Source organism: Halomonas sp. WWR20 (assembly GCF_054602495.1).
Map to the genome: position 1 here is coordinate 1 of NZ_JBTRHR010000026.1, position 778 is coordinate 778.

1 protein-coding gene is annotated in these 778 nt (G+C 69.9%); it reads left to right on the forward strand.

Translation table 11 applies throughout. The features are described from left to right. Window positions 1-778, forward strand: a 778-nt coding sequence (locus tag ACW4DH_RS18965) for an aldehyde dehydrogenase family protein (protein WP_459637960.1), incomplete at both ends; no start/stop codon positions are given.

The following is a 778-nucleotide window of genomic DNA, read 5'->3' on the forward strand; positions in this document are numbered from 1 at the left end:
TCGATACCTACCGCGAGACCTCGCTCGAGGATCGCGCAATGTTTCTCGAAACCGTGGCCAGCGAGATCGAGGCCATCGGCGATGAGCTGATCCAGCGTGCCGTGGCCGAGACCGGCCTGCCCCAGGGCCGTATCGAAGGTGAGCGCGGGCGGACCTGCGGTCAGCTGCGTCTGTTCGCCAACGTGGTGCGCGCCGGCGAATGGCTCGACGTACGTGTGGACCCGGCGATGCCCGAGCGCCAGCCGCTGCCGCGCGCCGACCTGCGCCAGCGTCACATCGCGCTGGGCCCGGTGGCGGTGTTCGGCGCCAGCAACTTCCCGCTGGCCTTCTCCGTGGCCGGCGGCGATACCGCTTCGGCACTCGCCGCGGGCTGCCCGGTGATCGTCAAGGCGCACTCCGCCCACCCCGGCACCTCCGAGCTGGTCGGCCGCGCGGTGCAGAAGGCGGTGGCTAAGTGCGGCCTGCCGGAAGGCGTATTCTCCGTGCTGTTCGGCTCCGGCCGGGAAGTCGGCGCGGCACTGGTCGCCGATCATCGCATCAAGGCGGTGGGTTTCACCGGCTCGCGCAGCGGCGGCACCGCACTGATGAAGATCGCCCAGCAGCGCAAGGAGCCGATCCCGGTCTATGCCGAGATGAGCTCGATCAATCCGGTGTTCCCGCTGCCGGCCGCGCTCAAAGCGCGTGGCGAGGCCATGGCCGAGGGCTTCGTGGCCTCGCTCAACATGGGCGCCGGCCAGTTCTGCACCAATCCGGGCCTGGTGATCGCCGAGAAGGGCGA